27 protein-coding genes and 1 other RNA gene are annotated in these 22,312 nt (G+C 65.6%); 11 read left to right on the top strand and 17 right to left on the bottom strand.

The features are described from left to right. Positions 1 to 382: 382 nt before the first annotated feature. The 8 genes from HUK68_RS07820 (at position 383) to HUK68_RS07785 (ending at position 6,521) form a co-directional block, all read left to right on the top strand. Positions 383 to 568 (top strand): YMGG-like glycine zipper-containing protein, encoded by a 186-nt coding sequence (locus HUK68_RS07820; RefSeq protein ID WP_390887827.1) that lies wholly within the window; start codon positions 383 to 385, stop codon positions 566 to 568. Positions 569 to 609: 41 nt separating this feature from the next. Then, on the top strand, positions 610 to 768 hold the full coding sequence (locus tag HUK68_RS07815) for a DUF3309 family protein (RefSeq protein ID WP_175503678.1): 159 nt from the start codon (positions 610 to 612) through the stop codon (positions 766 to 768). 242 nt (positions 769 to 1,010) lie between these two features. Then, on the top strand, positions 1,011 to 1,847 hold the full coding sequence (locus tag HUK68_RS07810; RefSeq protein ID WP_175503677.1) for an STAS domain-containing protein: 837 nt from the start codon (positions 1,011 to 1,013) through the stop codon (positions 1,845 to 1,847). Between the two features lie 10 nt (positions 1,848 to 1,857). Then, entirely contained in the window at positions 1,858 to 2,232 is a 375-nt protein-coding gene (locus tag HUK68_RS07805; RefSeq protein ID WP_175503676.1) for an STAS domain-containing protein, read from the top strand. Continuing rightward, a complete protein-coding gene (locus HUK68_RS07800; protein WP_244146286.1) occupies positions 2,222 to 2,626 on the top strand; it encodes an anti-sigma regulatory factor in 405 nt (134 codons plus the stop codon). The genes HUK68_RS07805 and HUK68_RS07800 overlap by 11 nt, the downstream gene beginning before the upstream one ends. 29 nt (positions 2,627 to 2,655) lie before the next feature. Then, positions 2,656 to 3,624 carry an ATP-binding SpoIIE family protein phosphatase gene (locus tag HUK68_RS07795; protein WP_175503675.1) on the top strand — a complete coding sequence of 323 codons (969 nt, stop codon included), beginning with the start codon at positions 2,656 to 2,658 and terminating at the stop codon, positions 3,622 to 3,624. A gap of 18 nt (positions 3,625 to 3,642) precedes the next feature. Continuing rightward, positions 3,643 to 4,539 carry a sensor histidine kinase gene (locus HUK68_RS07790; protein WP_175505771.1) on the top strand — a complete coding sequence of 299 codons (897 nt, stop codon included), beginning with the start codon at positions 3,643 to 3,645 and terminating at the stop codon, positions 4,537 to 4,539. Between the two features lie 5 nt (positions 4,540 to 4,544). Further along, positions 4,545 to 6,521 (top strand): response regulator, encoded by a 1,977-nt coding sequence (locus HUK68_RS07785; protein ID WP_175503674.1) that lies wholly within the window; start codon positions 4,545 to 4,547, stop codon positions 6,519 to 6,521. A gap of 11 nt (positions 6,522 to 6,532) precedes the next feature. Here HUK68_RS07785 and HUK68_RS07780 read toward each other — a convergent pair whose 3' ends face one another. The 4 genes from HUK68_RS07780 to HUK68_RS07765 all read right to left on the bottom strand — a co-directional run bounded on the left by HUK68_RS07780 (position 6,533) and on the right by HUK68_RS07765 (position 9,574). Next, complete coding sequence (locus HUK68_RS07780; RefSeq protein ID WP_244146285.1) at positions 6,533 to 6,904, bottom strand: response regulator; 372 nt, start codon at positions 6,902 to 6,904, stop codon at positions 6,533 to 6,535. A gap of 142 nt (positions 6,905 to 7,046) precedes the next feature. Next, complete coding sequence (locus HUK68_RS07775; protein WP_175503673.1) at positions 7,047 to 8,093, bottom strand: GGDEF domain-containing protein; 1,047 nt, start codon at positions 8,091 to 8,093, stop codon at positions 7,047 to 7,049. Between the two features lie 49 nt (positions 8,094 to 8,142). Continuing rightward, positions 8,143 to 8,451, bottom strand: coding sequence for a hypothetical protein (locus HUK68_RS07770; protein WP_175503672.1), 309 nt, complete (start codon positions 8,449 to 8,451; stop codon positions 8,143 to 8,145). Between the two features lie 19 nt (positions 8,452 to 8,470). Next, complete coding sequence (locus HUK68_RS07765; protein WP_175503671.1) at positions 8,471 to 9,574, bottom strand: TerB family tellurite resistance protein; 1,104 nt, start codon at positions 9,572 to 9,574, stop codon at positions 8,471 to 8,473. A 178-nt stretch (positions 9,575 to 9,752) separates the two neighbouring features. Here HUK68_RS07765 and HUK68_RS07760 point away from each other — a divergent pair, with 178 nt between their 5' ends. Further along, entirely contained in the window at positions 9,753 to 9,953 is a 201-nt protein-coding gene (locus tag HUK68_RS07760; RefSeq protein ID WP_175503670.1) for a hypothetical protein, read from the top strand. Positions 9,954 to 10,036: 83 nt separating this feature from the next. On the opposite strand, the gene HUK68_RS23410 is transcribed toward HUK68_RS07760, so the two are convergent. The 8 genes from HUK68_RS23410 to HUK68_RS07725 all read right to left on the bottom strand — a co-directional run bounded on the left by HUK68_RS23410 (position 10,037) and on the right by HUK68_RS07725 (position 16,552). Beyond that, complete coding sequence (locus tag HUK68_RS23410; RefSeq protein ID WP_279614297.1) at positions 10,037 to 10,171, bottom strand: hypothetical protein; 135 nt, start codon at positions 10,169 to 10,171, stop codon at positions 10,037 to 10,039. Positions 10,172 to 10,321: 150 nt separating this feature from the next. Further along, the gene (locus HUK68_RS07755; RefSeq protein WP_175503669.1) at positions 10,322 to 10,501 is read right to left on the bottom strand and encodes a CsbD family protein; all 180 of its coding nucleotides are present in this window, start codon (positions 10,499 to 10,501) and stop codon (positions 10,322 to 10,324) included. 157 nt (positions 10,502 to 10,658) lie between these two features. Beyond that, positions 10,659 to 11,426 carry an SDR family oxidoreductase gene (locus HUK68_RS07750; RefSeq protein WP_175505769.1) on the bottom strand — a complete coding sequence of 256 codons (768 nt, stop codon included), beginning with the start codon at positions 11,424 to 11,426 and terminating at the stop codon, positions 10,659 to 10,661. Between the two features lie 16 nt (positions 11,427 to 11,442). Continuing rightward, a complete protein-coding gene (locus HUK68_RS07745) occupies positions 11,443 to 12,456 on the bottom strand; it encodes an ABC transporter substrate-binding protein (RefSeq protein WP_175503668.1) in 1,014 nt (337 codons plus the stop codon). 14 nt (positions 12,457 to 12,470) lie between these two features. Next, the gene (locus tag HUK68_RS07740; protein ID WP_175503667.1) at positions 12,471 to 13,247 is read right to left on the bottom strand and encodes an ABC transporter permease; all 777 of its coding nucleotides are present in this window, start codon (positions 13,245 to 13,247) and stop codon (positions 12,471 to 12,473) included. Continuing rightward, positions 13,244 to 13,990, bottom strand: coding sequence for an ABC transporter ATP-binding protein (locus tag HUK68_RS07735; protein ID WP_175503666.1), 747 nt, complete (start codon positions 13,988 to 13,990; stop codon positions 13,244 to 13,246). Before HUK68_RS07735 ends, HUK68_RS07740 begins: the two co-directional genes overlap by 4 nt. A gap of 10 nt (positions 13,991 to 14,000) precedes the next feature. Next, on the bottom strand, positions 14,001 to 15,473 hold the full coding sequence (locus tag HUK68_RS07730) for an acyl-CoA reductase (protein ID WP_175503665.1): 1,473 nt from the start codon (positions 15,471 to 15,473) through the stop codon (positions 14,001 to 14,003). Continuing rightward, positions 15,470 to 16,552: a LuxE/PaaK family acyltransferase gene (locus HUK68_RS07725; protein ID WP_175503664.1), complete on the bottom strand. Its 1,083-nt coding sequence runs from the start codon at positions 16,550 to 16,552 to the stop codon at positions 15,470 to 15,472. Before HUK68_RS07725 ends, HUK68_RS07730 begins: the two co-directional genes overlap by 4 nt. A 345-nt stretch (positions 16,553 to 16,897) precedes the next feature. On the opposite strand from HUK68_RS07725, the gene HUK68_RS07720 reads away from it, so the two are divergent. Both HUK68_RS07720 and HUK68_RS07715 read left to right on the top strand, forming a co-directional pair. After that, on the top strand, positions 16,898 to 17,335 hold the full coding sequence (locus HUK68_RS07720) for a YbaY family lipoprotein (RefSeq protein ID WP_175503663.1): 438 nt from the start codon (positions 16,898 to 16,900) through the stop codon (positions 17,333 to 17,335). Positions 17,336 to 17,615: 280 nt separating this feature from the next. After that, positions 17,616 to 18,425, top strand: coding sequence for a hypothetical protein (locus HUK68_RS07715; RefSeq protein ID WP_175503662.1), 810 nt, complete (start codon positions 17,616 to 17,618; stop codon positions 18,423 to 18,425). A gap of 455 nt (positions 18,426 to 18,880) precedes the next feature. On the opposite strand, the gene HUK68_RS07710 is transcribed toward HUK68_RS07715, so the two are convergent. The 5 genes from HUK68_RS07710 to ompA form a co-directional block, all read right to left on the bottom strand. Continuing rightward, the gene (locus HUK68_RS07710; RefSeq protein WP_279614296.1) at positions 18,881 to 19,654 is read right to left on the bottom strand and encodes a HipA domain-containing protein; all 774 of its coding nucleotides are present in this window, start codon (positions 19,652 to 19,654) and stop codon (positions 18,881 to 18,883) included. 93 nt (positions 19,655 to 19,747) lie between these two features. Beyond that, positions 19,748 to 20,125, bottom strand: a transfer-messenger RNA (tmRNA) gene (gene ssrA, locus HUK68_RS07705). 12 nt (positions 20,126 to 20,137) lie between these two features. Continuing rightward, positions 20,138 to 20,812, bottom strand: a complete 675-nt coding sequence (locus tag HUK68_RS07700) for an HAD family hydrolase (protein WP_175503660.1) — start codon at positions 20,810 to 20,812, stop codon at positions 20,138 to 20,140. Continuing rightward, positions 20,809 to 21,522, bottom strand: a complete 714-nt coding sequence (gene ubiG / locus HUK68_RS07695) for a bifunctional 2-polyprenyl-6-hydroxyphenol methylase/3-demethylubiquinol 3-O-methyltransferase UbiG (protein WP_175503659.1) — start codon at positions 21,520 to 21,522, stop codon at positions 20,809 to 20,811. Before ubiG ends, HUK68_RS07700 begins: the two co-directional genes overlap by 4 nt. 82 nt (positions 21,523 to 21,604) lie before the next feature. After that, positions 21,605 to 22,261, bottom strand: coding sequence for an outer membrane protein OmpA (ompA, locus tag HUK68_RS07690; RefSeq protein ID WP_175503658.1), 657 nt, complete (start codon positions 22,259 to 22,261; stop codon positions 21,605 to 21,607). Positions 22,262 to 22,312 lie beyond the last annotated feature (51 nt).

The following is a 22,312-nucleotide window of genomic DNA, read 5'->3' as shown; positions in this document are numbered from 1 at the left end:
TGGCGCCTGCGTCCAAGCGCTATGGTTTGCACCAGGGATGCATGAAGCCGGCAATGTCGGCGCAAGCGACCAAAACCGGCTTGTCGTTCACGGAATTTGCTGCTATCGCGATCGATCGGCCCACGCTGCCAGGAGCTGGGTTTCATGCCCGGCACCATGGGTTCACCGCCTGCGGTGCGCCCCCCCGGCCGGCAATTGCCGCCGGGCAGGCCCGTACAGAGTGCATGTTGCATGCGCCTGCTGCACGGGTGGTCCACAAAGGGATGCCCCCCGGACCATGACAGTCGAGGAAACATCCATCCAACCCCATGGCCGCCAAAGCCATGACCTACAACAAAGAGGCCCGCCAATGACCACCATCAAACGAATCACCCTCACCGCGATGACCGCCGCCATGGTTATGAGCCTGGCCGCTTGCAGCGGCATGTCCACCCGCGACCGCAACACCGCCATCGGTGCAGGCGTCGGCGCCGTGGGCGGTTCGGTGCTTTCGGGCGGCAGCGCTCTGGGCACGGTGGGCGGCGCCGCCGTGGGCGGCGTGATCGGCAACCAGGTCGACAAGCGCTGAGATCGCCTTCAATTCCACTAACCACCTAGAAAGGGTTGACTATGGCCATTAGCACCATCTTGCTGATCGTCCTCATCCTGCTCCTGATCGGAGCACTTCCATCCTGGAACTACAGCCGGAGTTGGGGCTATGCGCCCAGCGGCGTGCTGGGCCTGGTGGTCGTGGTACTGATCGTGCTGCTGCTGATGGGCCGCATATAGCGTCCACTTTCTGATCGCGCGGCCCCCGGTTGCCTGGCACCGGGGGCCGCGCCGCTTTTGGCTGGCTACGGGCAACACGCCACTGCCCAAGGCACTGAAAGCAGCTTTAGAGTGAGTGAAATCAATTTCCGCTTGTAGGCCAACATGCCGAGTTACTTCGGTCGCCACGCTTCGAGGCCGGCAGGCAATGCGCTTGCCCCATAATCCTCCGGGGTAAATAGAAGTAACTTAAAGAGGTTGCAGTGAGCAATAGCTATGACACTTTGGCGCGTTTGTTGCAACGCGAATCGTCCGAAATCGTGGACGGCTGGGTTTCGGCAGCTGGCGGCGTCAATGCCTCGCCGAAAGTGCGCGCCGAGGCCGTCAACATCCTGGCAACCTTGCTGCCAGCCATTCAATCCGAAACGCGGCATGACTCCGGCTCCAATGGCTGGCAACCGGTCAAATCCGCATTGGAGCAGCTGTCTGCCTCGCGCGCGGCGCAAGGCACCAGTGCCGGTAGCACCAGCGCCTTCGTGCTGGCGCTGAAGCAGCCGGTGTTCACCGCACTGCAAAAGGACCTGGCGTCCGACAGCCAGGGTCTGGTGCAGGCCATTGCCGAAGTCACCGGCTTGGTCGATGCGATGGCGCAATGGACCGTGGATGCCTACCAGCGCACCCGCGAACAGTTGATCGCGCGCCAGCAGGAAGAACTGCTGGAGCTGTCGACCCCGGTCATCAAGCTTTGGGACGGGGTGCTGGCGGTCCCCATGATCGGCACGCTCGACTCCAACCGCACCCAGCTGGTGATGGAAACGCTGCTCCAGCGCATCGTCGAGACGGAGGCTTCGCTGGCCATCATCGACATCACCGGCGTGCCCACGGTCGATACGCTGGTGGCCCAGCATCTGCTCAAAACCGTCACCGCGATCCGCCTGATGGGCGCGGACTGCATCATCAGCGGCATCCGTCCTCAGATCGCGCAGACCATCGTCCACCTGGGCATCGATCTGCAGACTGTGACCTCGAAAGCCACGCTGGCCGACGCGCTGGCGCTGGCGCTCAAGCGCAACGGCTACGTCGTCACCAAGCCGCGCTGAGCCCGACGCCATGTACCGCATTCCAATCCTGCGCATGGGGCGCTCGCTGCTCGTGACCATCCAGTACGACATGGAGGACCAGACCGCCATGGCGCTGCAAGACGATCTTGCCGAGCAGATCGCTGCCACCGGCGCCAATGGCGTCCTCATCGATATCTCGGCGCTGGAAATCGTCGATTCGTTTGTCGGCCGCATGCTGGCCGCAATTTCCGGCATCGGCCGCATCCTCGATGCCACTACGGTCGTGGTGGGCATGCAGCCCGCGGTGGCCATCACGCTGGTGGAACTGGGCATGTCGCTCGACGGCGTGAAGACCGCCCTCAACGTCAGCCGTGGAATGGCGCTTCTCGAAGCCGCTGCCGAGGGAGAATTCCTTGTCGAATGACACCCAGGGTTCAGTGCCGCTGCGCAGCGAGGCCGACATCGTGACCTGCCGCCAGATGGTGAGAAAGCTGGTGGTTCAGCTCAAATTCTCGCTGGTCGACCAGACCAAGATGATCACCGCGGCCAGCGAACTGTCGCGCAACACGCTGGTGTATGGCGGCGGCGGCGAGATGCAATGGGAGCTGGTCACCGACATGCTCAAGCAGGGGCTGCGCCTGCGTTTCAAGGACCAGGGCCCGGGCATTCCCGACATGGCGCTGGCTCTCAAGGACGGCTGGACCTCGGGCAAGGGAATGGGCCTGGGACTTTCCGGCAGCAAGAGGTTGGTTCATGAGTTCGAACTCGAATCCACCGTGGGTGTAGGTACATGCGTCAGTGTGACACGGTGGAAATAATTCAAGGATCCAGCCACACCTCGTTTCCGATGGGCGATCCGAGTTGTGTGGGCGAAGCGCGCAGGCATGTGGCAGCGTTGTGCCGCGAGCTGGGATTTGGCGAAGTGGCCTGCGGCCAGGCCGCGATCCTGGTCAATGAGCTCGGCACCAATCTGTGCAAGCATGCGCAGCAGGGCCAGCTGTGGATTGCATCGCGCCAGGCCGATGGCCCGGAAATCGAGATCCTGTCGGTGGACAATGGCCCGGGCATACGCGACCTGTCGCTGGCCATGCGCGACGGCTTTTCCACGGCCGGCTCACCCGGCACCGGGCTGGGCGCGGTGCAGCGGCTTGCCACGGATTTCGACATCCACTCCGAAGTCGGCAAGGGCACCGTGATCCTGGCGCGCCTGCGCGCCAGTCCACGCCCGAAGCAGGCGTTCCAGTGGGGCGTGGTCGCCCTGCCCGCTCCGGGCGAGACGGTCTGCGGCGACAGCTGGGGGGTGGCCTTTGACGGCCAGCGCGCAGCCATCCTGGTGGCCGACGGCCTCGGACACGGCGTGCACGCCGCGCAGGCGTCGCAGGCAGCAGCCGACCAGTTCGTCAAGAAGCCGTTTGCCGAGCTCAGGAGTGCGCTGGATGAAGCGCATGTGATCCTGCGCATGACGCGCGGCGCGGCAGTGACGCGCGCGCTCATCGATGCCGAAAGCGACACCCTGCTGTCGGTCGGCGCGGGCAATGTCGCGGTCCGCGTGGTCAGCGGCACTTTCAACCGTTCCATGCTGGCGCAATACGGCACCGTCGGTGTCCAGATGCGGCGCGTGGAGGAAACCCGGATGGCCTGGCCACCGCATGCACTGGTGGTGTGCCATAGCGACGGCTTGCAGTCGCGCTGGCCTCCCGCGGCAGTGGAGCCGCTGATCGGGCACGATCCCACGCTGGCTGCGGCGGTTCTGGTGCGCGACTTCGGCCGCGGCCGCGACGATGTCACCGTGCTCGTGGTGCGCCGCAGCGACTAGGAATCTCCCATGAACGATATGACCCGAACAGAAGCTGAGGGCGCCCCTGTCGCCAGCGAAGACCTGGCGCGGGCGCTGGCCGCCGCCGAGGCGGAGCTCGATGCCCTGCGCACCGAGCTCGAGGAAACCAACCGCGGCGTGCTCGCGCTTTATGCCGAGCTTGACGCGCAGGCCGAGCACCTGCGCCAGGCCACCGAGCTCAAGAGCCGCTTCCTGGCCTATATGAGCCACGAGTTCCGCACGCCGATCGGCGCCATCCAGAGCATTGCGCGCATCCTGCAGGACCGCGTAGACGGACCGCTGACCGAGGAGCAGGAAAAGCAGGTGCGCTTCATCCAGACCACCTCGGCCGAATTCGCCGAGATGGTCAATGACTTGCTGGACCTGGCCAAGGTCGAGGCCGGACGCATCGAGGTCTCGCCGGACTGGTTCGAGATGGTCGACGTGTTCTCGGCGCTGCGCGGCATGTTCAAGCCGGTGGTGTTCAACCCGGACGTGACCTTGATCTTCGAGGAACCGGTGGATGTGCCCAAGCTGTTTTCCGACGACCGCAAGCTGGCGCAGATCCTGCGCAACTTCATCAGCAACGCGCTGAAATTCACGCTGCGCGGCGAGATCCGCGTCAGCGCGCGGCGCTTTTCGGAGGAATCCGTGCAGTTTGCCGTGGCCGACACCGGCATCGGCATCGCACCGGAGTTCCACGGCGCCATCTTCCAGGACTATTCGCAGATCGATTCGCCGATCCAGAAGCGCCTGCGCGGCACCGGGCTCGGACTGTCGCTGAGCAAGCGCCTGGCCGAGCTGCTGGGCGGCGACGTGTCGGTCGAAAGCAAACCGCAGAAAGGATCGACGTTCTACGTCACCATTCCCATCCGCGTCACGCCCACGGCCGCCGACCCGCGCACCCTCTCATAAGCACCATGCCACCCACTTCCGCCAGGCTCAATGTCAGCATCGACCGATCCAAGCACACCGTGCTGGTCGTCGATGACAATCCGGTCACCTGCTATGCGACCTCGCGTGCGCTGCGCGCCGCCGGATTCCGCACGCTCGAAGCCGGCACCGGGCAGGAGGCACTGGATCTTTCTCTGGGCGACATTTCCGCGGTGGTCCTTGACGTGCACCTGCCGGACATCGGCGGCTTCGAGGTCTGCCGCGCCATGCGCGAGCGCGAAGCAACCAGTGCATTGCCCATCGTGCATCTGTCGGCGGCCTTCATCGCCGAAACGGACAAGGTCGCCGGCCTGGATGCAGGCGCAGATGCCTATCTGACCCACCCGGCCGAGCCCGCAATGCTGGTGGCCACCGTGCAGGCGCTGGTGCGCGCCCGGCTGGCTGAGGACCGCGTCCACCACAGCGAAGCCAAGTTCCGCTCGATCTATGAACAGGCGCAAAGCGGCATTGCACTGATCGACGAGCAAGGCCGTTTTGTCGACGCCAATCCCGCGATGCTGGAGATGATGGGGCGCGGCGCCGAAGAGGTGCTGGGCCGCCCGCTGACGGACTTTTCCGCGCCCGGGCATGAGGAGCAGATCCAGCGCATCGGCACGCCGCAAAATGTGCAGCCGCTGTGGCGCGAGGAAGTCGTTTTCCTCGACGCACAGGGCAATCTGCTGCACCTCGAATGGAGCATGGCGCCCAGCGCCGACGGCGAACTGCGCGTGGCCGCGGTGTCGAACGTCTCCAACCGCATCCAGCTCGAACAGGAGCGCAAGCTGCTGCTCGAGCGCGAGCAGGCCGCGCGCGCCGCTGCCGAGCGCTACAGCCGCTCGAAGGACGACTTCGTCGCCGTGCTGTCGCACGAGCTGCGCAACCCGCTGAGCGCGATCATGATGAACGTGCACCAGCTGCTGCGCAAGTCGCCGCCGCCCGAGTTCGCGCGCAGCCTGGACGCGATCAAGCGCAATGCAAGCACCCAGGCGCGCATCATCAGCGACATCCTGGACGTCTCGAGAATCAACTCGGGCAAGCTGGCGCTGGAGCGCGAATGGATCGAGCCGGCGGCGCTGATTTCATCGTCGCTCGACTCGCTCAAGGCGATGATGGAGGCCAAGCGCCTGACGCTGCGCCTCGACACCCACACGCGCGGCATCAAGGCGTTCCTCGACCCGGCCCGCTTCCAGCAGATCTTCTGGAACATCCTCAACAACGCGATCAAGTTCTCCAACGAAGGCGGCGCGCTCGAAGTCGGCCTCGAGGCCCGCGACAGCGATCTGGTGCTCACGGTGCGCGACCATGGCAAGGGCATCGAAGCGCAGTTCCTCGACCGCATCTTCGAGAAGTTCACGCAGGCGGCCACACCCGGAAGCCGCACGGCGGGCGGCCTGGGGCTGGGCCTGTCCATCGTCAAGCACCTCGTCGACCTGCACTCCGGACAGATCTCGGTCACCAGCCCCGGCCTCGGCCAGGGCGCCACCGTCACCGTGCTGCTGCCGCAGGGCCAGTCGGAGTCGCCGCACCAGGAACCGGGATGGACCGGGCTGGGCGACGATGCCGACATGCTGCCGGGCGTGCGCATCCTGGTGGTCGAAGACGATACCGAAGCCGCCAATTTGCTGGTGCTGATCCTGCAGGAGCGCGGCGCAACGGTTTCCATGGCCGGAGACTACGACGCCGCCATGGCCTCGCTGCAGGCCCAGGGTGCCGACGTCATCGTCAGCGACATCGGCTTGCCCGGCAAGGACGGCTACGATCTGATCCGCGAGGTGCGCGCGTCGCAGCAGGCCTTTTCCCGGGTGCCGTCAATTGCCTTGACGGCGTTCGGCCGTGAAGCCGACCGGCAACTGGCGCTGGAGGCAGGTTTCGATCACCACCTCGCCAAGCCGCTGCAGCCGCAGAAACTGCTCGATGCGATCAAGTCGCTGCTGGCGCGACCGGCGCAGCCCGGCGAAGGCTGAGCCGCCGGATCCTAGGCGACGCGGGAGGGCAAGGCGCGCTCGATCGACTGCAGCATGCTTTCAAGCTCCTCGGGTTCCATGCTCTTGAGCAGCGCACGCACGTTGGGCCCGATCGCGTCCAGCCCGTGGTTGAGCTCATAGCCCGAAAACAGCAGCACATGCCGCGCGGGGTCGCGCTCCAGCCAGACGCGCGCCAGCTCCACGCCGGACATCCCGGGCAGGCTGATGTCGGTGACCAGTACATCGAAACGCGCGGTATCGGCCAGGGCCAATGCTGCTTCGGCATGCGGCACCGTGACGATCTCGCGGTGCGCGGCCTCCATGACCGACGCCACGCCCTCGCGGATATCTTCGTCGTCTTCTACGTATAAATAGGAAATCATTCGTGCGGCTTGATGGCAAAAGGTTTGCGTCACTCAGGCACGCAAAGGGTTTTCCCGATTCTAGGGCTTGTGCGCGCGACAAGTAAGGCAATGTCCGGCCGGTTGCAGGACATCGCGCAGCGCTCGCTGCCGCCACCTCGGTTCAGGAAATGACAGTGCTTACCGCGCCGGCCGCAACCCGCTGCTGCCGCCGCGCCTTCTTGACCCGGTACATGGCCGCGTCCGCGGCTTCCAGTGCCTGCAGCGCGCCCAGCGTGCCCGGGGCCACGCCCAGCACGCCGACGCTGGCGCCAGCGTAGGCAATGCGCAGCGCCTCCAGCAGGTAGTCCCCCTGCGTGGCCTCGAACACGCGCTGCTGGAATGCGCTTTCGGCCGCAGCGAGCGCACCGCCGGCCTCGGGGCCCGGGGCGATCACCACGAACTCGTCGCCGCCCCATCGCGCCGCCAGGTCCTCGGCGCGCAGCATGGCGCGCAGGCGCTCGGCCACGGCGCGCAGGAATTGGTCGCCGACCTCATGCCCGTGCGCATCGTTGATGTCCTTGAAACCGTCGAGGTCGACAAACGCCACGAGCACCGCAATGCCGCGCCGCCGTCCTTGCTCCTGCAAGCGGGTGAGCGCCTCCTGCAGCGCGCGCCGGTTCGGCAACCCGGTCAGAGGATCCGTCGACGCATAGGCGCTCAGGCGGGCATTGGCCTCCATCAACTGATGCACCAGTTGCTCGCGCTCGATCTGCTGCGCAATCAGCGCCGCGAACAGCGCCAGGATGCGCTGTGCCTGCGCGGGCATCTCGTGGTGCGCCGAGCTGGCGGCGCACAAAGTGCCGTAGAGCGTACCGTTGGCCAGGCGCACGGGCGTGCTCACGTAGGAATGGATATGCAGGTCCCGGGCCACCGGCACGTCGCCACCCCAGCGGGCATCGACATCGTTGGCAAACAGATGTTCCTCATCGAGCGCGCGCTTGCACAGCGTGTGGCCCCAGGGTACGGAAATTCCCTCGGGAATGTTCATCTCGCCGCTGTTGCGCGCGTACAGGACGTGCTGCAGGTCGCGCTGCCAGTCGATGGCGGTGAGATAGGTCGACTCCATGCCGGTGACTGCGGCCAGCATGTCGAGCAGCGGCCGCGACAGCTCCTCCAGCGACTTGGCACGGGTGACCGTGGCGGACAATTGTTCTAGTAAAGGCTCCATCCGGCATTATTGTCATGCAGCCGACACAGCTGCAAGCCGGCGGCGCGGTTCATGCCGGCGCCGGCCGGCGCTTGCGCAGCAAGGCCCACACCGCAGTGCAGGCCAGCGCAGGCGCCATCCAGTCCATCATCGACCCGAGGTCCCAGGCGTTGGCATCGAACCCACCCCACCAGGGCAGGTTGGCACGCAGACCCGCGCCGAACTGCGCAATCCAGCGGTACTCGGCCTGGGTATGCTCCCGGGCCAGGAACCAGCAGCAGCCGAGCAGTCCGCCAAGCCACCAGTTGCGCAGGCGCATGCCCACGGCCAACTGCAGGCCGACCGCAATGGCTGCATGTTCCAGCGGCGTCCAATCCATTGCGCGGCTGCCCCCTGGCTCAGGCGCCGCGCACCATGGCCATGATCTTGGCCGTGTTCAGGCCGCGCGCGGTCTCCTGCATCTGCGGCAGATAGCGCGACTGCAGCGCGCGGCCGTCCTGCATCACATGCTGGTAGGCGTCCTTGAGCATGGCCGTCGACAGCGTGCGGCCGCCCGCGTAGTACTGGTTTGCGACATGGCCCAGCGCGTAGGTGGCGGCAAAGCTCATGCCGCTGCTCACCGCCTGCCGACCCAGGCCGCCCAGCAGGCCCTTGCCGGCCTTGCCCAGCAAGCCGCCCAGCAGCTTGCGCCCGGCTTCTTCGAGGTATTGCGAAGTCAGTCCCACGCCCAGTGCGCCCAGCAGGTCCTTGATGTGGCCGCGGTCGAGTTCATAGCCATAGCTTTGCCCGATCTGGTAGACCAGCCGCATCTGCAGCGGAATGATGGCCAGCGTCGACAGGTTTTCCGGCAGCAGCTCGATGGCGCCGTTCATGATCGACGACTTGAGGATCTTGCTGTCCATCTCCGCGGCCGAGAGCGTGCCCGGGCGGCGCTGCGCAGCGGTGGCCGCGAGGCTGTCCACTGATTCCGGATGCGGCACAAGCGCATCCTGGTCGAAGCCGCCGTGCGCCAGCTGCGGCTCGGGCAAGCGGCTCTGCAATGGCGCATCGGCCACGGCGCGCGCCTGCACATCGAAGCTCTCGTCCGAGCGGCCCCAGTCGGTACCGGCCGCGGTGATGCCCGCCGCTGCGGCCGTTGCCCCACCCATTGCGGGCCCCTCGCCTGCGTTGCCGGACACGCCCATTGCCCAGGCCTGGCGCACCTGCGCCAGGAAAGCTTCTTCCTTGGGGCTGGTCTGGCCGTCGGCATCGCATACGCACACGGCCATCTCATAGGCCAGCTGGCGGGCCTCGGTGCTGCCCAGGCGCGCCAGCACATCGTCGAGCTTTACACGGCGCAGCAGGACGTCCTGGTACAGGCCCGGCAGGTTGACGGATTGGTCACCCGCCAGGCCTTCGGCCACGTCGCGGATCTGCTCGCGTTCACGGTCATGCTTCTCGCCGTCGGCAAATGAGGCCAGCAGGCACAGGGTGAGAGTGGCGCGGATTTCGTCATGTGTCATGGTTGCTTCAGCTCCTGGATGGATAACAAGGCAGTTGGAGCCTCGAACGCGCCGCGGGTTCCGCAAGTTTGCCGCCATGGCGCCGCGCCGCAGGAAGAACATACCAAGTTCGGGAACCACTCGCCTGCCCCGGTTACTGACACCACATGACAACGCGTTCTGCGCGCAAAGGCATCGCATGACTCCGCTGGAAAAACTTCGCTTTGAAGCCTATGCCCGCAACTGCGGGTACAACCTCAACAAGGAAGGCGACCGCTATTGCCACGGCGTCGTGAACCAAATGAAGGATACCTGGGCGGCGGCGCTCAACGCTTTGCCCGCATCACCGCACGGCGCGACTTCGGCGCCGCCGCAGGCGCTGTCGGCAGCACCGCACTGAGAGCGCCGGGGCGATGCTGACGCGAACAACAAGGCCCTGGCTGTCTTCACAACCAGGGCCTCATGTCATGGAGTGGCTCCGGCTTACCAGGGCACGAAGATCGCGATCAACAGGAAAATCAATACGCCGGCAATGACCGTGAGACCGCGGGAGGTGAAAAAGCGGCTGCGGAAAGACGCGTTGCGCTTGGCCTGGTTTTCGTCGGGAGGTGTATTCATGCAGGTACCTTATGGGGCTTGCATGCGCCGGGATGTCGGACATCGGCGCATTTGACGCGCCGCAGCGCGCCTGTGAAAAAGCCCAGGCTGCATACGCATGCCTGGGCTCGTGCTCACCGGTTACCTAGCGGTAACCGGCACGAACAACGGTTACTTCGTTGCGTCCTTCGCGGCTTCCTTCACGTCGCCCACGGCCTTCTGGGTCTTGCCCTCGACCTGCTTGGCAACGCCCTTGGCTTGCTGCTCGGGGCTGTTGACCACCTCGCCAGCCTTTTGCTGCACCTTGCCGGCTGCGTCCTTGAGGGTACCCTTGACTTGATCGGTGTTCATAACGGTTCCTTTGTGGCTTGGATCCTTCGCGGGGATCCATGGGTTGGTGTATGACTCAAGGATGCATCAGCCCGGGCGGCGCCGCGGTAGGAGCAAAAGCGGATGCGTGGTCGGCCCTGGCTTACACCCCGATACCGCCATGATCGCAATGGGCAATTCAGCGCATCACCAATCCGCCATCCACGAGCAGCACCTGCCCCGTCATGAAACCGCTGAGCTCCGATGCCAGGAACAGGACCGGCCCTGCGACATCCTCAGGGCGCGCCAGCCGCCGCAAGGGCGTGGCCGCCATGAGCGCCTCACGGAACGACTCCTTCGTACCCAGGCTGCCCTGGGTGGGATAGACCAGCCCTGGCGCCACGCAGTTGACGCGGATGCCCACCGGCCCGAGTTCGCTGGCAAGGTTGCGGCTGAAAGCCACCAGCGAGGCCTTGGCCGTGGTGTAGTCGTGGTACGGCACGACCGGATGCTCGACCAGATTGCTGGCGATGTTGACGATGCTGCCGCGCGCGCGCCGGCGCATTTGCGGCAGCGCCGCATGGCACACGTTGTAGGCCGCGCCCACGGCACCGTCGAACTGCGCCTGGTAGTCGCTCCACTCCAGGTCCTCGAAACGGCGCCGGCGCTCGGGGTCGAATGCAAAGGGCTTGAAGGCGTTGTTGACCACGATGTCGATGGTTCCGGCCTCGCGCACGATGCCGTCCACCATGGCCTGCACCGCGGACCGGTCGCCGACGTCGGCCTTGGCGGCCCAGGCATCGCCGCCCGCAGCCACGCAGGCCGCGACCGTCTGCGCCGCGGCCGCATCGTTGGACAGGTGGTTGACGGCCACCGTCGCCCCCTGTCGCGCGAACGCCACGGCAATGGCCGCACCGATGCCCCGGCTCGCTCCCGTGACCAGCACCACCTTGCCGCGCAGGCCCATGGCAGACGCATCCATCTCAGGCTCCCGGCAGCAGGCTGGTGTCGACCACGTCCGCCACCTTGATCTGCCGCTGCACCAGTCCCAGCGCCCGATACGCATCGGCGCCCTTTTGCAGCGCCGCGAGGTCGAAGCTGCCCAGCCGCGAGGCAGCGCCCGGCCCCGTGGGCAGCGAGGACGCATTGCGCAGCCGGATCACATCGAGGTTGATGTCGCGGTGCGTGCCGTCGATCGCGTGCTTGACCGCCAGCTGCGCGGCCTCTTCGGGGTGGGCGATCATCCATGCCGCGCTGTCGCGGTAGCCCTGAAGGAAGGCCTTGAGCAGGTCCTTCTTCTGGCGCAACACTTCCTCGCGCACCACGAACAGGTCGCTGGACATGTTCAGGTGCTCGCGCACCGGCATGACGTTCACGTCGCCAATGCCCTTGCGCAGGCCCACGGCCAGCCCGGTGTCGGTCGCCGCCGTGGCATCGACCTGGCCCTGCATCAGCGGCGCGAAGTTCAGCAGGCCGGTGACCACGATCTGCACATCCGACTCCTTGAGGCCCGCCTGGTGCAGCATGACCAGCAGGTTCTGGCGCGTGCCGCTGGACAGGCTGTAGACACCGATCTTCTTGCCCTTGAGGTCGGCCGGCTTGCGGATGCCCGAGGTCTTGAGCGAGACCACGTTGAACACGTTCTGCGGGTAGATGTCGTAGATCGCCACCAGCTTCTCGCCCTTGTCCAGCGCCATGAAGAACGAGCCGGGATCGGTGAACGCCACATCGGCCTGGCCGCTGAGCGTGTTGCGGATCGCGTCGCCGCCACCCGCACCCGGCAGGTAGACCAGTTCGACGCCGCGCGCCTTGAAGAAACCCTTGTCGGGTTCGGCCAGCAGGTTGGTGATCTCGCTGATCGGCTTGCTCCAGCCGGCCAGGCGGACCTTGCCCAGGCCCTGGGCGGTGGCGGAATTTCCCGCAAGCGCCAGGCCGGCAAGACCCGCGCCCAGCAGGCGGCGGCGCGAAAGGAAAAGAGGCGGCAGGGATGTATGCATGGCGTGTAGCGCAATCAAGCGGGGTCGTTGGAAATGGCGTGGGCGCGCAGCAGCCGGCGTTCGAGCAGCAGGCAGCCCTGGTACAAAAGCAGGCCGATGGCGGCGATCAGCACCAGCGCCGCGAACATCAAGCTGGTATCCATCATTCCCTGCGCGGCAATGACCACCGCACCCAGGCCGCGGCTCGCGCCCATGAACTCGGCCACCACCACGCCCACCAGTGCCAGCACCAGCGCTACGCGCAGGCCTGCAAGAATGGCCGGCAGGGCCGTGGGCAGCTTCAGCCGCAGCAGCGTCTGCATTCGCGTCGCGCCCAGCATCCGAAACAGCTGCAGCCGCTGGACATCGGCCTGGCGCAGGCCCGTCAGCGTGTTTTCCATCAGCGGGAAAAAGCAGATCAGCGCCGTGATCAGCACCGTCGGCAGCAAGCCGAAGCCGAACCAGAGCACGAACAGCGGCGCCAGCGCCAGCTTGGGCACGACCTGGCTCACCACCACATAGGGCTTGAGCACGCGCTCGAGCAGGGGTGATTCGGCCAGCGCCATGCCGGCCAGCAGCCCCACCACACTGCCCGCCGCGAACCCGAGCAGCAGCGCCTGCAGCGTCGCCGCCAGGTGCGGCCAGAAATAGCCCGAGGCCAAGCCCGACCACAGCGACATGGCCACGGCCGAAGGCGCGGGCAAAACCAGCGCCGACAAACCCGCGCTGCGCACCACGAGTTCCCACAGGCCCAGCAACGCGAGCAAAAGCGCCGCGGAAAGCAGGCGAACCTGGAATGCCGAGGGACTCATGCGCCGCTCCGGTCCATCGCAGCGCGCACGCGCGCGCAGTATTCATTGAAGGCCGCGCCGTGGCGCATGGCCTGGCTGCGCGGCGCGGGCAGCGCGACGGCAATATCGTCGACGATGCGCCCGTGCTGCATCAGTGCGATGCGGTCGCCGAGGTAGACCGCCTCGTTGATGTCATGCGTGACGAACAGCACCGTCGTGCCGCGCGCGCGGCAGGTACGCAGCAGATCGTCCTGCAGCTCGGCTCGCGTGATCGCGTCGAGCGCCGCAAAGGGCTCGTCCAACAGCAGCAGCGGCGGCTCGAGCATCAGCGCCCGGGCCAGCGCGACGCGGCTTTGCTGCCCCCCGGAGAGCTGGCGTGGATGGTGTGGCGCATGGTCCTCAAGTCCCAGTTGCGCCAGCAGCTGCAGCGCGCGCTGCCGGTCTTGCGTCGTGGGCCGGCGCTGCAGCGATACCGGCAGCAGCACGTTGTCCAGCGCACTCAGCCACTCCAGCAGCGTCGGCGCCTGGAACATGAATCCGAGCTGCGGCCCGGGCGATGCCAGCTCGCCGCCGCGCAGCAGGATGCGCCCGGACTGCGGCCGCAACAGCCCTGCGGCCAGCTTCAACAGCGTGGTCTTGCCGCAGCCGCTGCGCCCCAGCAGGCAGTGGAATTCGCCCGCCAGCATGCGCCAGTCGACGCCGTCGACCACGGGCTTGCGGCCGGGATAGGTGAAGCGCACCTGCTCGATAGCGAGAAATGCCATACCCGGCCCGTCAGTCCGCATAGCCGGCAAACGGCTGCGCCGCGGCTTCGGCCGATGCTTCGATCTCGGCCATGCGCACCAGATCGAGCAGATTGAAGCGGCCGTCATGGTGCCAGCCGGCTTCGGGCATGCTCATCGATCCAATGGCGCTGATGCGCGTGACGCCCGCTGCGCCCAGCAGGCCGGCCAGCCGGTACAACTCCTCGGGGCCGGCGGCCACGCCCGCGGTCTGCAGGAACGCACGCTGCGCCGCCACCACGGGCACCACATCATCGAGGCGTTCGACCGCCACGACCGCAATGCTGCGGTACAGCGCGGTGGGCGCCAAAGGCGCCAGCTTGTCGCAGTACGCCACGCTCCAGGCTGCATCGGCCGGTCCGATCAGCAGATCGTCGGCACCGCCGCCCCACTCGGCGGTCTGCTGCCACCTGGCCACCGCCGCGCCCTCCTCCAGCGCCAGCGGCCGGCGCGCGAAGCGCCGCTGCAGATTCGCCAGCTCGGCCGCAAGATGGTCGGCAAACGCGCGCGGCGCCACGGGAGCGCCGCGCTCGACATAGAACACATGCGGCGAATAGCAGCCCTGCTGGTCATAACGCATCACGTCCCAGGCGGCGAGCCGCGCCACGGCCGGCGCCTTGAGCGCATCGAGCGCCTGCGCACTCACCATGCCAAAGCCCAGCTTGTGCCCATGCGGCAGGAAGCGCGTGGTCACGGGCAGGCGCCGGCGCAGCGCGTCCAGGGTCTCGTTGCCGCCATACGCCAGCACCGTATCGGCCTGTGCGAGCAGCACCTGCGCGCCCTTGGCGCCCGCACCGTTCGATCCGCCCGCGCCGCTCCACCAGACCACGGCCAGGCATTCGGCCAGCGGCGGATGCACCTCGGCCAGCAGCTGGGCAAACCAGCCCGCGAACAGCGGCTCGGCGCTGGCCAGCTTGCCAATGGCGGGCGCCTTGACCAGCAGCCCGCAGACCAGGCTCCACAGCGACAGCGCGGGCACGTTGCCGGCCCAGCTGTGCATCAGCAGGTCGGGCCCGAAGGCCCGGACCGCGCCGCCCTTGGGCGCGGGCTCGAAACCGTCAAGCACGGCTGGATTGGCAAAATCCTCGGCCACGAAGCGCCGCAGCTGCGCCGCGCGGAAGGTCTTGAAGAATCCCGTCAGGCCCAGCCGCACCATGTCGGCGTCGTAGCCGCTGACCACGGGCAGCCAGGTTTCGGCCTGGCGCCGGTACGGGTCGTCACGGTCCAGCAGCCGCATGATGGCGCGGTCGATCGCGGCAATGATCTCGGCCACCGGCATCGCGCGCAGATTCCGGTGCGCGGCCGCGCGCACGCGGTCGGCGAGCGCCTGCATCTGCGCAGCCGTGAGCACCGGCACGGCCACCTCGAGCCGCCCACGCTCGTGCGCGAACGGCAGCACGTGCCACTGCACCGCCCCGTCTTCGAGCCCCGGCAGATACCCGGCCTTGATGCGCTCCAGCCTCATGCGGCCGAAGCCTTGACAAATTCATCCACTGCCAGCGAACAGCCCTTGGCCGCCGCGCCCTCGGCGCGCCCCAGCAGCAGGAAGCCGCCCTCGGCCCACAGGCCCACATCCTCGGTCAGGATGGTGGTCACCGCGTTGTAGTTGGCCAGGTCGCAGTGCACCAGGATGCCGCGCTCGCCGGGCGCGACGCTGCGTCCCGTGACCGGCTCGACCAGGCGCGAACGTATCCAGTGCGGCCCCGACTTGACCGACGGCAGCGTGGCATTGCCATCGTCATAGAACTGGGTGCTCAGCTCGGTCATGCCGTACATGTTGATGCAATGCGAATGCGGCACGCCCAGCAACTGCGACAGATCGGCATAGAACTGCTCGAGCGGCAACTCGCGCGACTGGCCCTTGTAGCCGCCCGTGTCGAGGATGCGGCTGCCCGCGGGCAGCCGGAAGCTGCGGCCCTGGGCGCGCAGTGCGTCCATCACATGCACCAGGCTGAAACTCGCGCCCAGCAGCGCATAGGGCTGGCCGCTTTGTTCAGATGCTTCCAGGGCCGCGCACAGGCCGGGCATGTCCAGGCCCTCGGGCGTGAGGAAATAGCGGCTGTCCGCGCTGCCGAACGCGGACTTGGCCAGTGCCAGGTAATGCGCCAGCGACGAGTTGGGCATCGCCTGCTCGTCGGGAAACAGGATGCCCATGGGCAGGCGCGCCTCGCCGTGCATGAAGCGCTGCGCGAAATTGCGCGTCATCGACAGGTCGTACACCTCAAGTGCCGGATGGAAGTGGCGCCCGCGCGTGGTGCGGCCCGTGGTGCCGCTGGTCATGAACACCCGCTCGGCCGGCGACGGCGGCGCGCTGCGCAGTTCCATGGCCTTGAACGCATCGATGGGCACGGCGGGAATGTCGCTCCAGGTCTTCACGTTGCGCAGCGTCGCGCCGCGGCGCTGGCAGAAGCTGCGGAAAGGAAGATTGGATTCGTACTGGTAGGCAAACAGCTGCAGCGCCAGCGCGTCGAACTGTTCATCGGTGCAGCCATCGAGCGCGATGAATGCAAGCAGGTCTGCGACCAGCGAGGCGGCCTTGTCCATGGAATTCCTTCAAGAGCGGGACGTGATGCTCCGAAGGCCCCTCGCCCGGGCGCGCGCAAGGCGCAGCCACGTCGAGACGCAAGCTCTTCTTCCGCCGGAATGACCCGGTTCAAGTTCTCGGGTATGGATCTCAGCACTGGCGTGCACCCCGGAGCGAAGCGCTATCTTAACGCAGCCCCGGTGGACGGGTGGGTTGCAACGGTATTGCCTTCGCGGGTGCCGCCGTGTGCTTGGGAGGTCACGGCATTTAAGAAATTACAGCGGTGCTTGCTGACCCTCGTCCTACAGCCAACCCCTGCGCCATGCGCCGAGACTTCAGTCTCTGCACCAAGAAGAAGGATTGAAATGATTGCAAACATCACTCCACGCCGCGCCGTCCTGGCGAGCATCATGTCTGCGGCCGCACTGCTGGCCGCCTGCGCCAACACCGACCGCACGCCCGCGCCCCAGGCCAATGCCATCGTCGGCACGGTGGATCTGACGCAGCCCATGATGGTGCCGCCGCAATCCACGCTGATCGTCGAACTGCATGAGATCTCCAGCGTCGGCGCTCCGGCGCGCGTCGTGGGCCAGACCGCGCTGCAGATCGAGAACCTGAAGCCGCCCTACAAGTTCATGCTGCCCACCAACGCCGCTCCCATCAACGCCGATGCCGAATACCGCGTCAATGCGCGCATCACGCTGGGCAACCAGACGACCTATGCCAGCGATACCGCCTACCCCGTGCTGACCCGGGGCGCGGGCAGGACCGCCCACCTGTCGCTGGTGCGCGTCGCACCCTGACGTTCACCTGTATTGCCTCGAACCCGCCGGCAAACCCGGCGGGTTTTTTCATTTCGGATTTCGGAAGTCTGTAAGCCAGCCGCAGAGCAAACTTACATTCGTAGCACCTCGCTAAACGATGAAAGCCCTGGTAACCAGCGCGGTCGCCGTGCTGACAGCCAGGACGGCGAGCTCCTACAAATCAAGGAAAAACCCTGATCCAAAGTGGCTCTACCGGGTACGCGGAATTTCCTCGTACGGGCTTGCAGCCAGGCTGCGTCACTTTCTTTTGGAGATGGATATGGCTTCTCGTGACCACAACGAACATCAACGCCGCAACCGAGGACAAGAGCAATACGACGATCGCCCGTCTGTGCGCGGCGAGAACGGCGGCGGGGGCCAGATCGGCGCACCGCGTGGCCAGCACAATTACCAGGAACGCGAATACGGCCAGCAATCGCAAAGCGACTTCGACAACTATGGCGGCCGTGCCGGCCGCCACGACTTCGGTTCCGACTACGGCTCGAGCCGCTACAGCGGCTCCGGCACATCGACCTATGGCGGCTACGGCGGCGGCCAGAACTACCAGGACGACCGCTCCGGCTGGGACCGCCAGTCCCAGGGCCATGGCCAGGGCGGCGGCCAGCAATACCAGGATGACCGCTCCTACGGCGGCTGGGACCGCCAGCAGCAGGCCTTCGACCAAGGCAGCGGCGGCCGCCAGTCGGGCTACGGCCACAGCACCCGCAGTGAGCAATTCGGTGGCGGCCAGGGCGGCTTCGGCCGCGGTGGCTACGGGGGCGGCCAGTCCGGCGACCGCTACAACGAAGGCTTCTATGGCGACGCCAGCCGTTTTTCGCGCGGCGGCATGCGCGACGAGGGCCACCAATCCCAGTCGCACAACCAGCACGACCCCGATTACCAGCAATGGCGCAGCGAACAACTGCGCAACCTGGACAACGACTACGAAAGCTGGCGCGCCGACCGCTACAAGAAATTCTCGGATGAGTTCAACACCTGGCGCAGCAATCGCAACCAGGAAAACAGCAAGAACCTGGAGCAGCAGCAGCAAAACAGCGGCGGCACCAAGGGCAAGGATCAATCCTCCTGAGTGACCTTGGCTCCCCGAAACGGGGGCCTGCGCCACGGAACGAACGGGCCCGCCATGCGCGGGCCTTTGCCGTTCATCCCCGGCAGCGAAAAGCTTGCCATCCAGAACACGCGCGGACGATCGGGGAACTTCGACACCTCATCCAACACAAACGGCGTTGTAACGAGATGTTGGCCTACGTCCAGCGTGGCCAACCGCACCAAGAATGGACGCGTGAGCACGCGGGGCCCGTCCTTCGGCATCCGCTTGCGCCATCAAGGTGGCTCATGCGCGCGAGCCACCAGACAAGGAACAAATCAACACTTCGATTGCCTTTTCTCGGCCCGGATCATCCATGTCCCAAACGATCAAATTCCTGTTTTACTTGCTGCTTTGGCTTTCCATCATGGCATTCGGCTTCATTGCCGCGGTTGCCACCAAAGGCAACATGCCGCCTTTGCTCTGAGTGGTTTTCGTCATGCAGCAAAACCCGCCGTGGCGATATGGCAGCGCTGCGCCGCCAAAGCCACTATGCGCGGGACCAATGTCATCTCGGCAAACCCCAGGTCGTGCCGCAAGGAGAGCCGGCGTGCCGCCACCGGCAGTGTTCGCGCCATCTCGAGTACCTGCGTGCGTACCCGTGCTTCGCCCAGGCCGGTTTCCTGCGCGAATCGCATCCAATTCTTCGCCTCAAGCTCGCTGAACCGGTATTGGCCGCCGATGCCCATGGCCATGCGGCCATCGCCCGGCACGTCGATCGCCGTCGACAACGTGCCATGCAGCGGCGCCAACACGGCATTCCGGTCAGGGTACAGCAGGCAATAGCTGCCTGCGTGGGCGTCGTCATTGCCGATCAACGCATTGAAAACCACATAATCCAGAAAACGCAAAAGCTGCGGCATCGCGGGACAAGCGGCACTGCGCAACAGTGCAAAGCATTGCGCCAGACCCAGCTCGCCATTGCGCTTGCCCGTAGGCTGCGGCACAGCAGCCAGCGCGGTGCGGAAGTCTCCCTGCCGCAACTGCCGGGCCACCCCCGGCGCGTCGGCTGCCACATCAAAGCGCTCGACCTGCAAAAAGTTTCGCCCGCCAAATGCCTGCAGTTGCACGGCCACGGGACGCAGTCCCATCACCATGGCCAGCGTCTGGCAGAAAGCCTCGTTGAACAGGCGATCTTCGAGACCTGGGTCAGCGCTTTTCAACAGGAAGGAACGGGGCATGGCGTCATTGGCAAGATGGCTTGCAGCCATCTTAGCTATCCGGGGCCTTTGAAAGACCGGTTTGCGGCCATTTAACGACGCAACGAAAAAGGCCAAGTGAATCAATCACTTGGCCTTCATGGATGGTGGAGCTGGCGGGAATTGAACCCGCGTCCGCAAGCCTTTACCGGGCAGATCTACATGTTTAGCGCTCTGTTTTGAATCTCGCCCCGGTCACCGCGCAGGCACACGCTGTGAACAAGGCCAGTACCCTATTTTCTCGTTCCATACCAAGGTACCCGGCACAGAACCAGTTGATGAAAATTCCTTTGCAGCCGGGAGGTCTTGCGACCCCCTTGCCCAGCCCATCAACGTGCTGTTGCAAAGCTCACCGGATTAAGCGGCGAGTGCGAAACGTTCGTCGTTTGCAGTTACTTTTGTTGAACGGAGATTTACGAGCGTCATTCAAGCTCGACATGCACCACACCGGCTCCGAACCCACGTCGAAACCAGGACAGCCCCATGACTCACATTTTAGGCCACATCGAGCCATTGCAAGAGCTCGTGGGGGTATTTAATTGCAGCGTCGGCGCCCCAGTGTTCGGTGGTGTCGACGGCGCCGAGGTAGCCGTAGAGTGCGGCCACCGTTTTCATGCCGGCGGCGCGGCCGGCCACGATGTCGCGTTCGTCGTCACCGACATAGATGCAGGCTTCGGGCGGCAATGCAAGGCGGCGGGCGGCTTCGAACAGCGGCTCGGGATGGGGCTTGGAGTGCGGCGTGGTATCGCCGCTGACCACGGCGCGCGCACTCTTGAGCAGCGGCATGGCGCGCGTCAAGGGGTCGGTGAAGCGCGCGGATTTGTTCGTCACGATGCCCCACGCCAGGCCGCGCGCCTCGATATCGGCCAGCAATTGCGCAATGCCGTCGAAGGCATAGGTGGTCTGCGTCATGCGCAATTCGTAGTTGCGGAAGAACTCTTCGCGCAGCACATCGTAGTCGGGCGTGTCAGGAGTGATGCCGAAGGCCACGCCCAGCATGCCGCGCGCGCCGGCGCCAGCCATGGGACGGTACTGCGCCAGCGGCAGAGACGGCAGGCCGCGCGCCACGCGCATCTGGTCGGCCGCCGCGCCGAGGTCGGGGGCACTGTCGATCAAGGTACCGTCGAGATCGAACAGTACGGCCTTGATGCCTGGGAATCCTCGGTTCATTGCGCCGGCCTTTGCGTGGCAATCATGTAGTTGACGCTGGTATCGGCGCTGAGCCAATAGCGGCCCGTGAGCGGGTTGTGCTGCAAGCCCTTGGCATAGAGCACATTCAGGCCCGCCGTGCGGCAGTAGCCGGCCAGTTCGCTGGGCCGGATCATCTTGGCGTACTCATGCGTACCACGCGGCAGCAGATTGAGCAAGTATTCGGCTGCAACAATTGCTTGCGCAAAAGATTTCACGTTTCTATTCAAGGTGGAAAAAAACACCCATCCGCCCGGCTTGACCAGGTCCGCGCAGGCTCTGACCACCGATTCCGGGTCGGGTACATGTTCCAGCATTTCCATGCAGGTCACTACATCGAAGCTCGCGGGCTGGCGCGCGGCCAGCGCCTCGACGGCGACTTCCTCGTAGCGGATGCGCGGGGTCTCGGCTTCGAGCGCATGCAACTGCGCCACGCGCAGCGACTTGGTGGCCAGGTCGATACCGGTCACCACGGCCCCCTTGCGCGCCATCGCATCGGCGAGGATGCCGCCGCCGCAGCCGACGTCCAGCACATCGAGATCATGCAGCGGCGCAATGCCGTTGATCCACTCCAGACGCAGCGGATTGATCTGGTGCAGCGGCTTGAATTCGCTTTCCGGATCCCACCAGTGGTGGGCCAGATCGGAGAACTTGGCCAGTTCGGCCGGGTCGACATTGATCGCGTCTTGCATCGGTGCTTTTCCTTCACGCTGAAGATGGGCTGGGGCATAAAAAAAGCCCCGTCTCCGGGGCTTTTTCAGAGTAATCCGGAGATTACTGAGCGGCGCGGGTGCCCACCACTTCGATTTCCACGCGGCGGTTCTTCGCGCGGCCTTCGGCCGTACGGTTGTCGGCCACGGGCTGCTTCTCGCCCTTGCCTTCAGTGTAGACGCGGTTCTTTTCGATGCCCTTCGACACCAGGTAAGCCTTCACGGCTTCGGAACGGCGCACCGACAGCTTCTGGTTGTAGGCATCGGTACCGATGGAGTCGGTGTGACCCACGGCAATGATGACTTCCAGGTTCACGCCCTTGACCTTGGAGATCAGGTCGTCCAGCTTTTCGCGGCCAGCAGGCTTCAGCACGGACTTGTCGAAGTCGAAGAACGCGTCAGCAGCGTAGGTCACCTTCGATGCGACTGCAGGAGCGGGTGCCGGTGCAGGTGCGGGAGCCGGTGCGGGCGCAGGAGCGACCACGGGTGCGGGTGCCGGGGGTTGCAGGGCGCCGTCGCAGTTGGCAGCAGCCGTTGCGGGGGTCCAGTTGGTATCGCGCCAGCACAGTTCGTTCGTGCCGTTCTTCCAGACCAGCTCGCTGGTGCCGTTTTGCCAGTTGTCGATGACATTGCCGCCATTGGCAGCCTTGACTTGAGCGCCGGCAGCCGTTGCCAGTGCAGCGCAGGCAAACAACATCGCTACTTTGTTCAGTTTCTTCATGGTTCTCCTCTTGGGGAAAAAGTCACAGCAGCGCTGCGAATCTGTGGACGT

Source organism: Comamonas antarctica (assembly GCF_013363755.1).
Taxonomy (GTDB): Bacteria; Pseudomonadota; Gammaproteobacteria; order Burkholderiales; family Burkholderiaceae_C; genus Comamonas; species Comamonas antarctica.
The sequence above is the reverse complement of the archived record's forward strand: the minus strand, read 5'-3'. Positions and strand labels throughout refer to the sequence as shown.

Excerpts from the sequence above, each read along its gene's own strand:
- HUK68_RS07720 (WP_175503663.1), top strand. The coding sequence starts at position 16,898 with ATGATTGCAAACATCACTCCACGCCGCGCCGTCCTGGCGAGCATCATG.
- HUK68_RS07770 (WP_175503672.1), bottom strand. The coding sequence starts at position 8,451 with ATGGATTGGACGCCGCTGGAACATGCAGCCATTGCGGTCGGCCTGCAG.
- HUK68_RS07700 (WP_175503660.1), bottom strand. The coding sequence starts at position 20,812 with ATGAACCGAGGATTCCCAGGCATCAAGGCCGTACTGTTCGATCTCGAC.
- HUK68_RS07710 (WP_279614296.1), bottom strand. The coding sequence starts at position 19,654 with ATGGCTGCAAGCCATCTTGCCAATGACGCCATGCCCCGTTCCTTCCTG.
- HUK68_RS07780 (WP_244146285.1), bottom strand. The coding sequence starts at position 6,904 with ATGATTTCCTATTTATACGTAGAAGACGACGAAGATATCCGCGAGGGC.
- HUK68_RS07725 (WP_175503664.1), bottom strand. The coding sequence starts at position 16,552 with ATGGACAAGGCCGCCTCGCTGGTCGCAGACCTGCTTGCATTCATCGCG.
- HUK68_RS07795 (WP_175503675.1), top strand. The coding sequence starts at position 2,656 with ATGGGCGATCCGAGTTGTGTGGGCGAAGCGCGCAGGCATGTGGCAGCG.
- HUK68_RS07815 (WP_175503678.1), top strand. The coding sequence starts at position 610 with ATGGCCATTAGCACCATCTTGCTGATCGTCCTCATCCTGCTCCTGATC.
- HUK68_RS07805 (WP_175503676.1), top strand. The coding sequence starts at position 1,858 with ATGTACCGCATTCCAATCCTGCGCATGGGGCGCTCGCTGCTCGTGACC.
- HUK68_RS07750 (WP_175505769.1), bottom strand. The coding sequence starts at position 11,426 with ATGGGCCTGCGCGGCAAGGTGGTGCTGGTCACGGGAGCGAGCCGGGGC.
- HUK68_RS07765 (WP_175503671.1), bottom strand. The coding sequence starts at position 9,574 with ATGACACATGACGAAATCCGCGCCACTCTCACCCTGTGCCTGCTGGCC.
- HUK68_RS07745 (WP_175503668.1), bottom strand. The coding sequence starts at position 12,456 with ATGCATACATCCCTGCCGCCTCTTTTCCTTTCGCGCCGCCGCCTGCTG.
- HUK68_RS07785 (WP_175503674.1), top strand. The coding sequence starts at position 4,545 with ATGCCACCCACTTCCGCCAGGCTCAATGTCAGCATCGACCGATCCAAG.
- HUK68_RS23410 (WP_279614297.1), bottom strand. The coding sequence starts at position 10,171 with ATGAATACACCTCCCGACGAAAACCAGGCCAAGCGCAACGCGTCTTTC.
- HUK68_RS07730 (WP_175503665.1), bottom strand. The coding sequence starts at position 15,473 with ATGAGGCTGGAGCGCATCAAGGCCGGGTATCTGCCGGGGCTCGAAGAC.
- HUK68_RS07775 (WP_175503673.1), bottom strand. The coding sequence starts at position 8,093 with ATGGAGCCTTTACTAGAACAATTGTCCGCCACGGTCACCCGTGCCAAG.
- HUK68_RS07715 (WP_175503662.1), top strand. The coding sequence starts at position 17,616 with ATGGCTTCTCGTGACCACAACGAACATCAACGCCGCAACCGAGGACAA.
- HUK68_RS07740 (WP_175503667.1), bottom strand. The coding sequence starts at position 13,247 with ATGAGTCCCTCGGCATTCCAGGTTCGCCTGCTTTCCGCGGCGCTTTTG.
- HUK68_RS07755 (WP_175503669.1), bottom strand. The coding sequence starts at position 10,501 with ATGAACACCGATCAAGTCAAGGGTACCCTCAAGGACGCAGCCGGCAAG.
- HUK68_RS07760 (WP_175503670.1), top strand. The coding sequence starts at position 9,753 with ATGACTCCGCTGGAAAAACTTCGCTTTGAAGCCTATGCCCGCAACTGC.
- HUK68_RS07820 (WP_390887827.1), top strand. The coding sequence starts at position 383 with ATGACCGCCGCCATGGTTATGAGCCTGGCCGCTTGCAGCGGCATGTCC.
- HUK68_RS07735 (WP_175503666.1), bottom strand. The coding sequence starts at position 13,990 with ATGGCATTTCTCGCTATCGAGCAGGTGCGCTTCACCTATCCCGGCCGC.
- HUK68_RS07790 (WP_175505771.1), top strand. The coding sequence starts at position 3,643 with ATGACCCGAACAGAAGCTGAGGGCGCCCCTGTCGCCAGCGAAGACCTG.
- ubiG (WP_175503659.1), bottom strand. The coding sequence starts at position 21,522 with ATGCAAGACGCGATCAATGTCGACCCGGCCGAACTGGCCAAGTTCTCC.
- ompA (WP_175503658.1), bottom strand. The coding sequence starts at position 22,261 with ATGAAGAAACTGAACAAAGTAGCGATGTTGTTTGCCTGCGCTGCACTG.